This is a genomic window from Pseudarthrobacter sp. 902506025 (assembly GCF_040702325.1).
Taxonomy (GTDB): Bacteria; Actinomycetota; Actinomycetes; order Actinomycetales; family Micrococcaceae; genus Arthrobacter.
Window position 1 is genome coordinate 355,827 of the sequence record NZ_JBFBKW010000002.1, and the last position, 9,189, is coordinate 365,015.

General features: G+C 66.4%; 10 protein-coding genes. 4 read left to right on the top strand and 6 right to left on the bottom strand.

Annotated elements, in window-relative coordinates; all coding sequences use genetic code 11:
• Positions 1 to 28 precede the first annotated feature (28 nt).
• Positions 29 to 1,231 (bottom strand): L-2-hydroxyglutarate oxidase, encoded by a 1,203-nt coding sequence (gene lhgO / locus AB0280_RS05530; RefSeq protein ID WP_307491633.1) that lies wholly within the window; start codon positions 1,229 to 1,231, stop codon positions 29 to 31.
• Positions 1,232 to 1,279: 48 nt separating this feature from the next.
• Positions 1,280 to 1,639, bottom strand: coding sequence for a YnfA family protein (locus AB0280_RS05535; RefSeq protein ID WP_224027082.1), 360 nt, complete (start codon positions 1,637 to 1,639; stop codon positions 1,280 to 1,282).
• A 54-nt stretch (positions 1,640 to 1,693) separates the two neighbouring features.
• Here AB0280_RS05535 and AB0280_RS05540 point away from each other — a divergent pair, with 54 nt between their 5' ends.
• The 3 genes from AB0280_RS05540 (at position 1,694) to AB0280_RS05550 (ending at position 5,143) form a co-directional block, all read left to right on the top strand.
• Positions 1,694 to 2,740: an LLM class flavin-dependent oxidoreductase gene (locus AB0280_RS05540; protein ID WP_366366382.1), complete on the top strand. Its 1,047-nt coding sequence runs from the start codon at positions 1,694 to 1,696 to the stop codon at positions 2,738 to 2,740.
• A gap of 125 nt (positions 2,741 to 2,865) precedes the next feature.
• Complete coding sequence (locus AB0280_RS05545; protein ID WP_366366384.1) at positions 2,866 to 3,960, top strand: ferredoxin reductase; 1,095 nt, start codon at positions 2,866 to 2,868, stop codon at positions 3,958 to 3,960.
• Between the two features lie 13 nt (positions 3,961 to 3,973).
• Positions 3,974 to 5,143 carry a fatty acid desaturase family protein gene (locus AB0280_RS05550; RefSeq protein ID WP_224027079.1) on the top strand — a complete coding sequence of 390 codons (1,170 nt, stop codon included), beginning with the start codon at positions 3,974 to 3,976 and terminating at the stop codon, positions 5,141 to 5,143.
• Between the two features lie 65 nt (positions 5,144 to 5,208).
• On the opposite strand, the gene AB0280_RS05555 is transcribed toward AB0280_RS05550, so the two are convergent.
• Positions 5,209 to 6,330, bottom strand: a complete 1,122-nt coding sequence (locus tag AB0280_RS05555; protein ID WP_366366386.1) for a cation diffusion facilitator family transporter — start codon at positions 6,328 to 6,330, stop codon at positions 5,209 to 5,211.
• Positions 6,327 to 6,704, bottom strand: a complete 378-nt coding sequence (locus AB0280_RS05560; protein WP_159630597.1) for an ArsR/SmtB family transcription factor — start codon at positions 6,702 to 6,704, stop codon at positions 6,327 to 6,329. The genes AB0280_RS05555 and AB0280_RS05560 overlap by 4 nt, the downstream gene beginning before the upstream one ends.
• 158 nt (positions 6,705 to 6,862) lie before the next feature.
• On the opposite strand from AB0280_RS05560, the gene AB0280_RS05565 reads away from it, so the two are divergent.
• Entirely contained in the window at positions 6,863 to 7,699 is an 837-nt protein-coding gene (locus AB0280_RS05565) for an alpha/beta fold hydrolase (protein WP_307491641.1), read from the top strand.
• Positions 7,700 to 7,794: 95 nt separating this feature from the next.
• Here AB0280_RS05565 and AB0280_RS05570 read toward each other — a convergent pair whose 3' ends face one another.
• Positions 7,795 to 8,205, bottom strand: coding sequence for a response regulator transcription factor (locus AB0280_RS05570; RefSeq protein ID WP_159630601.1), 411 nt, complete (start codon positions 8,203 to 8,205; stop codon positions 7,795 to 7,797).
• A gap of 68 nt (positions 8,206 to 8,273) precedes the next feature.
• Positions 8,274 to 9,017: a GAF and ANTAR domain-containing protein gene (locus tag AB0280_RS05575; RefSeq protein ID WP_364402331.1), complete on the bottom strand. Its 744-nt coding sequence runs from the start codon at positions 9,015 to 9,017 to the stop codon at positions 8,274 to 8,276.
• Positions 9,018 to 9,189 lie beyond the last annotated feature (172 nt).

Below are 9,189 nucleotides of genomic sequence, written 5' to 3' on the forward strand. Positions count from 1 at the left end.
TTAGCCGTGGCCGGTGCCGCCCTGCCGGTCAGGACGCGGGGTGCAGCACGGCTTTGCCGGCCAGGTGTTCCCCGATGGGCAGGGCGGCGGTTGCGGCCGGGGAGGGGGCGTTCAGGACGTGGATCATCCTGTCCGTCTCCGCCAGCAGGAAATCGTGCAGGAGCGTTCCGTCCCGGCGCACCGCCTGTGCCCGGATGCCTGCCTCGTACGGCAGCAGGTCCGCCTTGGACAGGCCGGGGGCGTATTTGCGGCATTCCTGGAGGTAGCTGCCCTTGAACAGCGAGTTCCGGACTTCGCGCACTGCGGTGGCGGCGTTGGACCTTGCCACGTGCCACAGCCCGGGAAAGCGCAGATAGCGGCCCACGTCCTTGAGGTCCACGGAGAATTTGGGGTAGCCCTCCCGGGCCAGGCCCAGGACCGCATTGGGTCCCACAGTGATGCTGCCGTTGATGGTGGGAGTGAGGTGCACCCCCAGGAAGGGCAGGTCCGGATCCGGTACGGGGTAGATCAGGTGGGTCACATAGTCCCACTTGGATTCCGGGAGCTCGAAGTACTCCCCGCGGAAAGGAATGATCTGGACATCAATCTTCATGCCGGCCATTTCCGCCACGCGGTCCGACTGCAGGCCCGCACACGCCACCAGGCGGCGGCACGAGTAGGCGGCCTGGCCCGTGGCAACCTCCACGCGGTCCGAATGCTCCACGATCGAGCCCACGGTGGCTCCGGTGATGACCCGCCCGCCGGCAGCGGAGATGAGGTCGGCCAGCTTCCGCGCCACTTCCCCGTAGTCCACGATGCCGGTGCTCGGAATGAACAGCGCGCCCAGTCCCGAAACGTTGGGCTCGCGCCTATTGAGTTCCGCCTGGTCGAGGCGCTCGCAGTCCAGCCCATGGACGGCCGCGCGTTCCTCCAGCCGGCCCAGCCGGTCCAGCTCCACGGCCGAGGTGGCCACGAGCAGCTTGCCCGGCTCGGCGAACCTGATCCCGTGCTCCCGGCAGAACTCCTTGGTTTGTTGCGCTCCGGCCTTGCTGAACCGGGCCTTGAGGCTGTCCGGGGCGTAGTAGATGCCGGAATGGATGACGCCGCTGTTGTGCCCGGTCTGGTGCGAAGCCAGGGAACCCGCGGCCTCGAGCAGGACCAGGGAAGCTCCCGGTTGCCTCTGCAGCAGCTGGTAGGCAGTTGCAAGGCCTACGATGCCGCCACCAATAACGCAGTAGTCCACCCGCTCCACAGGACCCGCCTTTCGTCGTGGCTAGATTTTAGCCACGCTCCCGCTGCTTTAACCGCCGCTGCGGGGTGCAAACATGATCACGGCGACGCCCAGCAGGCAGACCAGGGATCCGGCGACGTCCCACCGGTCCGGGCGGAAGCCGTCAAATGCCATGCCCCACACCAGGGAGCCGGCAACGAACACTCCGCCGTAGGCTGCCAGGATCCGCCCGAAATGGGCGTCCGGCTGGAGTGTGGCCACGAAGCCATAGACGCCCAGCGCGATCACGCCGAGCCCCGCCCACCACCAGTCCCTGCCCTCGCGCACGGCCTGCCACACCAGCCAGGCGCCCCCGATCTCAGCGGCAGCGGCCAGCACGAACAGCACGATGGTCTTGAAGACAGCGACAGTTTCACCCGGAGTACCCACCCAGCCATCATCCCAGCCGGGAATGCAGCTGCCGGCAGCACCGTTGGGGGAGGTATGGAGCGCATCGGATTCCTTTCATTCGGCCACTGGGGCCCCGGCCAGGGTTCCCAAACCAGGACGGCGGCGGATGCCCTTCTCCAGGGCATCGAACTGGCGGTCGCCGCCGAAGAACTCGGAGTGGACGGGGCGTTCTTCCGTGTCCACCACTTCGCCCGGCAGCAGGCATCGCCCTTCCCCCTCCTGTCAGCCATCGCGGCCCGCACCAGCCGCATCGAAATTGGCACGGGTGTGATCGACATGCGCTACGAAAACCCGCTGTACATGGCAGAGGAAGCGGCCGCGGCAGACCTGATCAGCGGCGGCAGGCTGCAGCTTGGCATCAGCCGTGGTTCACCCGAGCCCGCCCTGCAGGGCGCGTCCGCGTTCGGCTACCGGCCGCAGCCGGGGGAGACCGATGCGGACATGGCCCGCCGCCACACCGACGCCTTCCGCAAAGCCATTACCGGCGCCGGGGTTGCCCAGGCCGATCCACGCTACGCCGGCGGGGCCATCGGCCTCCTCCCGGTCCAGCCCCAGTCCCCGGGGCTGGCGGAACGGATCTGGTGGGGTGCCGGCAGCCGGAAGACCGCCGTATGGGCCGCGGAACTCGGGATGAACCTGATGAGCTCCACCCTGCTCACGGAGGACACCGGGGTCCCGTTCCATGAACTCCAGGCCGAGCAGATCCAGCTGTTCAGGGACGCATGGGCGGCCGCAGGCCACCCCCATCAGCCGCGGGTTTCGGTGAGCCGCAGTGTCCTGCCCATCGTGGATGATGAGGACAACTACTACTTCGCCGGAAGCGCGCTCCGGGACGGCCGCGACCAGGTAGGAGTCATCGACGGCCTCACGGCCAGGTTCGGCAAGAGCTACGTGGGAGCGCCGGACCTCCTGGCGGAGCAGCTCGCGGCCGATACCGCGGTGCAGGCTGCGGACACCCTCCTCCTGACCGTTCCCAACCAGCTGGGCGTGGAGTTCAACGCCAAGCTTTTGAGCAACATCGCAAAATACGTGGCTCCTGCCCTGGGATGGAGCCGAAAGGACGCCGGGAACCTTTTGTGAGACCGAACCGTTACTCTTAAGAGTGCGGCGTGGGGGCTTCGCGCCCACCAACTAGCGTGTGACTGCGGAACGGTCATATGACGGAGAGAGAGAAATATGGCTCGCACCGCTCTAGGCTTACCCGTATGATCCGGCTACGACAGCTGGCCCAGGCGGCCTCAGTGCTCACTACCCCTTTGGCGCCCGAAGATATCCTGGCGCTGTTCAACCCTGTCTACTCCGCCCGGCAATTGCGCGGCGTGGTCACCCGGGTGGTCCAGGAGACCGCCCAGTCGGCCACGATCTTCTTCCGCCCGGGCCGTGGCTGGAAGGCGCACCTGGCAGGCCAGTGGGCCCGCATCGGCGTCGAACTCGACGGCGTTCGCCACTGGCGCTCATACTCCCTCAGCGCTCCCGCCGGCAAGGACCCGGCCATCACCGTCACCGATGTCGGTGCCGTGTCCGGCACCCTGGTGCGCACCACGAAGCCCGGGGACGTGCTGTTCCTGGCCCCGCCCCAGGGCGACTTCGTGCTCCCTGAGCACCCGCGCCCCCTGCTCATGGCCACAGCGGGCAGCGGCATCACCCCGGTGATGTCCATGATCCGTACCCTCGTTCCCCGCCGCCCGGATGCCGACGTCGTCCTGGTCCACTCGGCCCGCACCCCGGATGACAGCCTGTTCCGCGAGGAGCTGGCCGAGCTCGCGGACCAGTTCCCCAACTTCCGGCTGGCGCACTGGTACACCGGCGAGCAGGGCCGCATGGACTTCTCCAGCACCAAGGAGCTGGACGCGATCTGCCCCGACTGGAAGGAACGGGCAGCCTACGCCTGCGGTCCGGACAGTTTCCTGGACGACGCAGAGGCGCTCTGGAAGCGGGCACTGACCGCCAAGGCTCCAGGCTCCGACGTCGCCGTGGCGGGCGACCCCGGCAACCTGATGATCGAGCGCTTCAACACCACCTTCAACGCGGGCGTAGGGCACGACGGCGGCCTGGTCACCTTCGAAGCCTCCGACCGCGAGGTGCAGGCCGACGGCGACACCCCCATCCTGGACGTCGGCGAGGACGCCGGGGTGCTGATGCCCAGCGGCTGCCGGATGGGCATCTGCCACAGCTGCCTCACACCGCTGCTTGCCGGGCAGGTCCGGGACCTGCGTACCGGGGAGATCCATGGCGAACCCGGCCAACTGATCCAAACGTGTGTCTCGGCAGCCGCCGGACCCGTAAACCTCGAAATCTGAGGAGCACCACGGAATGTCTGTAATCACCCCTACCAAGGTCACCCCCGCGGGAAGCTCGAGAACGCGTCCCGGGAAGCTCGCCGAATCGGGCAGCCCCACCGTCCGGCCGCCGGCCGCCGCGCACCTCAGCGACGAGCAGGTAGCGGAGCTGGGCCGCGAGCTCGACGCCATCCGGGATGAAGTCCTGGCCAAGCGGGGCGCCGAGGATGCTGCCTACATCCGCCGGATGATCAAGATCCAGCGCGGGCTCGAGATCTCCGGCCGGGCCGCCCTCCTGGTCAGTAAGAACAAGGCTGCCTGGGTCACCGGTACCACCTTGCTGAGCCTGGCCAAGATCCTGGAAAACATGGAACTGGGCCACAACATCCTGCACGGCCAGTGGGACTGGATGCGGGACCCGGACATCCACTCCACCACCTGGGAATGGGACTTCGTCACGCCGTCGCGGTCCTGGCAGCACACCCACAACGACCTGCACCACCGCTGGACCAACGTGGTGGGCAAGGACAACGACGTCGGATACAACCTCCTGCGCATGGATGAGCAGCAGCCGTGGAAGCCCATCAACCTGGCCAACCCGCTGTTCAACGCCATCCTGGCCCCGGTCTTCGAGTGGGGCATTGCCATCTACGACCTTGAGCTGACCGAGTATAAGGAAGGCACCAAGTCCAAGGAGGCCCTGCACAAGGACCTCAAGGCGCTCGGCAAGAAGGTTGTCACCCAGTTCACCAAGGACTATGCAGCAACCCCGGCGGTCGCCATGCTCACCGGGTCCGCGAAGCAGGCCCTCTTCGGCACGATCGCAGCCAACGCCATCCGCAACGTCTGGGCCCACGCGGTGATCTTCTGCGGCCACTTCCCGGAGGGAACCGACACCTTCACGGAAGAGATGGTGGACGGCGAAACCCGCGGTGACTGGTATGTCCGCCAGATGATCGGCTCAGCCAACATCTCGGGCTCGAAGTTCATGCACCTCATGACGGGCAACCTCTCACACCAGATCGAGCACCACCTCTTCCCGGACCTGCCCTCGAACCGGTACGCCGAGGTGGCGCCCAGGGTCCGCGAGATCTGCCAGCGGTACGGCCTGAAGTACACCACCGGGCCGCTGCTGAAGCAGGTCGGCTCCTCCTGGGCAAAGGTCTTCAAGCTCGCGCTGCCTGGAAAGGCTGCCCGCGCCTAGGTCCGGAATCCCCGCAACGCAGAAGTGACCCGGCCAGGCCGGGTCACTTCTGCGTTAAGCGCCCGCTACCGCCGGGTGCCGGGAGCCAGGAGCATGTGGTCCAGCTTGGGCAGTGCCTGCCGAAGCCGGTGGTCGGCGCGGTCAAGGACCTCCTCGGCGTGCGACAGCTCCGTGTCTGCCAGTTCGATGCGTGCCGAGCCCTGCAGCCGGTGGCCCGACCACCGCAGCTGCAGGTGCTGGACGCCGAGGACGCCCGTCGTCCCCTCCAGCGCGGACTGGGCACGCGACACCAGCTCCGGTTCGATGCCATCCATAAGCCGCCGTCCGATACTCCGAATGGTGCCCCACAGCAGCACCATGATGGCTGCGGAGATGATCAGCCCAACGATCGGGTCCGCCAGCGGAAAACCGAGCATGACGCCGACGGCGCCGATCACCACGGCCAGCGAGGTGAAGCCGTCCGTCCGGGCGTGCACACCGTCTGCCACCAGCGCGGCGGAACCGATCCTGCGGCCCACCCGGATGCGGTAGATGGCCACGGCTTCGTTTCCTGCAAAGCCGATCAGGCCCGCGGCCATGACCCAGCCCAGGTTCTGCAGCGGCTGGGGATGGATCAGCCGGTCCACTGACTGCCAGCCGGCAACGACGGCGGAAAGGGCCACCACGGCCACGATGAACAGGCCTGCCAGGTCCTCCGCCCTTCCGTAGCCGTACGTGTACCGGCGGTTGGCGGCCCTGCGCCCCAGGATGAAGGCAACCCACAGGGGTACCGCGGTCAGGGCGTCGGAAAAGTTGTGGATGGTGTCCGCCAGCAGGGCCACCGAGCTGCTGAACAGGACCACCAGGAATTGCAGCACGGTCGTGGCCAGCAGGACGAACATGCTGATCTTCAGCGCCCGGATGCCCTCGCTGCTGGCCTCCATGGCGTCGTCAATGGAATCGGCGGCATCGTGCGTGTGCGGAACGAACAGTTCGAACAGCCAGCCCTTGAAGCCGGAGTGGTGGTGGTGGCCGTGCCCGTCGTGGTCATGATCGTGCGGGTGGTCGTGGTGGTGCTCATGACCGTGGTCGTGCGGGTGGTCATGACCGTGGTCGTGCGGGTGGTCATGACCGTGGTCGTGTCCGCCTTGCCCCTCCTCATGGGGGTGGCTGTGCGTGTGTGTCGACTCCTGGTGGGGCCCGCTCATGAGGCACTCCTTTGCGCAGAATGGTTGGTGATGCGGTGGTGTGCCGGATCTCCGCCAAGGGCGTGTTCGGCCTGGAAGATCGCATCCGCCACCAGTTGCCGTGCATGCTCGTTTTCCAGCCGGTAGAGCACACGCGTCCCGTCCTGCCGCGTGGACACCATCCGGGCCAAGCGCATTTTCGCCAGGTGCTGCGAAACCGCGGCAGGGGACTTGCCCACGACGTCCGCCAGGGCGCCCACCGCCATCTCGCCGTCCCGGAGCGCCAAAATAATCCGCACCCTGGTAGCGTCGGCCAGCATGGCGAAGACCTCCACCGCCAACTCCACGTATTGGCTGTCCGCGCCCAGCGAGCAAGCATTCTTATCTGCATTCATGCGCATATATTGTCACAGCTGCCGCCGCAACGCACTTTGGCAACGTCCGCCGTCGCCGCAAAGCGCTCCCCGCCCGGAGCCGGCCGCCCTAGAGTAGGAGATGCGTGGCACGGCGCTCTGCCTGCCGCCTGGCCAGTCTCGAAAGGAATTCATCCCCGATGGCTTTAATCACCGTTGGCACTGAGAACAGCACTGATATCGAGATCTACTACGAGGACCACGGCTCAGGACAGCCCGTGGTGCTGATCCATGGCTACCCCCTGGACGGGTCATCCTGGGAAAAGCAGGCTGCTGCCCTGCTGGGTGCCGGCTACCGGGTCATCACTTATGACCGCCGCGGTTTCGGCAAATCCAGCAAGCCCGCCGGGGGATACGACTACGACACCTTCGCGGCGGACCTCAACACCCTGCTGACCACCCTGGACCTGAACGACGTGGTGCTGGTGGGCTTCTCCATGGGCACCGGCGAAGTCGGCCGCTACCTGGGCACCTACGGCTCCGCACGCGTGGCCCGGGCAGCGTTCCTCGGATCCCTGGAGCCCTACCTGCTCAAGGCCGACGACAATCCCGACGGCGTCCCCCATGAGGTGTTCGACGGCCTTCTGGAAGCAGTCACGGCCGACCGCTACGCCTTCTTCACCGAATTCTTCAAGAATTTCTACAACTCCGACACCTTCCTGGGCACGCCCCGCCTGAGCCAGGAAGTCATGAATGCGGGCTGGAACCTTGCCGTCGGCTCGGGTGCAACGGCTTCCGTTGCCGCCCAACCCACGTGGCTCACGGACTTCCGCCAGGACATCCCCAAGATCGATGTCCCGGCCCTGATCGTGCACGGCACCGCGGACAACATCCTGCCCATTGACTCCACCGGCCGCCTGTTCGCCAAGGCGCTGCCCAGCGCTGAGTACGTGGAGATCGAGGGTGCCCCGCACGGCCTGCTGTGGACGCACGCCGCGGAGGTCAACGAGGCCCTGCTGGACTTCCTGTCGAAGTAGCGCCAGTGCGCGTCCGACGGCGGCACGGGCCGCCGCCGGACGCGTCACCGCTGCCGGGGGCGCCGGGAGTTACGGCTCGATTCCCGGCGGCCGGCTCAGCAGTGGGATTTGCCCGGTATCTGGGGCTCCTGTGAAACAGCCGCCGCCGGGCACAGCTGCCCGGCAAGGGCCTTCAGTTCCTTCGGATGGAAAGGTTTGGTGAGGTAGCCGGCAGCCCCTGACGCCATACCGGCCAGCACGTCGTCTTCCTCGGAGCGGGCCGTCAGGAAGAGCAAGGGTGCGGTGGTGAGGACGCGGATGGCGCGGGCCACCACGTGCCCGTCCATGTCGGGAAGCCCAAGGTCCAGGGTGACCAGGGCGATGGCGGGATCAGACGCCGCGGCGATGCCCTCCGCACCTGTTCCCACCGCGGTGACCTTGAACCCCGCGCGGGACAGGACCACCGAGATCAGGCCCCGGATGTCGTCGTCATCCTCCACGACAAGGCAAACACGCTGCTGTTCCATTTGAGCCCCCCGGCGAAAAGTTGGCACCAGTCTACTGGTGGCAGGACACGTTGGCGCAGACCGCCGCCCTAGCCGTCGTAATGGGTGCGCGCCGGGCCCTGGCCCAGGGCATTCACCACGGCAGCAGCAACATCGTGCAGCTTGGTGTTGCGGGTGCTCGACGCGGTCTTCAGGATGGCAAAAGCGTCCTGCTGGCTGCATCGGTTCTGGGCCATGATGATGCCCACCGCCATATCGATGACCGTGCGGGACTCCAGCGTGGCACGGAGGTTCGCCGCCGTCTCGCTGTAATGCGCAAAGCGCACTGCAAGGCGGAGTGCCAGCGAGGTCTGGCTGACGAAATCTTCGGCGAACTTGAGCACACGGCCTTCAAAGCGGTGGGCGCGGCCGGAGTACAGCAGCAGCGCTGCCTTGGTTTCGCCTTCAAGCCGGAAGGGAAGAGCCGCGACCGACCTGACTCCCTGTGCCACAACAGCCGTGGAGTATTCCGGCCAGCGGCCGTCCCCTTCGAGGTCCGGAGCGTGGACTGTCTCCTGGACGGTGAATGCCGTCAGGCTGGGGGTCTCGGCGAAGCTGTGCTCAAGGCGTCCGATGGACTTTGCTTCCCGGCTGCTGCTGGCTACGGTGGCGGTTTTCCGCTGCCGGAGCAGGGTGATGGCGCATAGCATCTCATCGCCTGGCTCCGAGAGGTTACGCGCGGACACCTGTGCCAGTTCATTGAGGAAGTCCTCAACATCGGAGCTGTTGAGGACCAGTTCATGCAGGTGCTCTGTGATGGATGTATCGGTTTTTGCTGTTGACTCGCTGGCCACGGTTTTCTGGTGCCATTCGTTCAGGTCAAAACGAGCCTGCAACACACAAGCACCCCGCAACAAGGCGGGGAACCGGTGATGGTCGCTGGATCGACGAACTTTCCAACGGCCTGCTGCTAAACCGATAACCAGAGTATATACATCCCCGGCCGGGGCGAAGCCCATGTGCTTC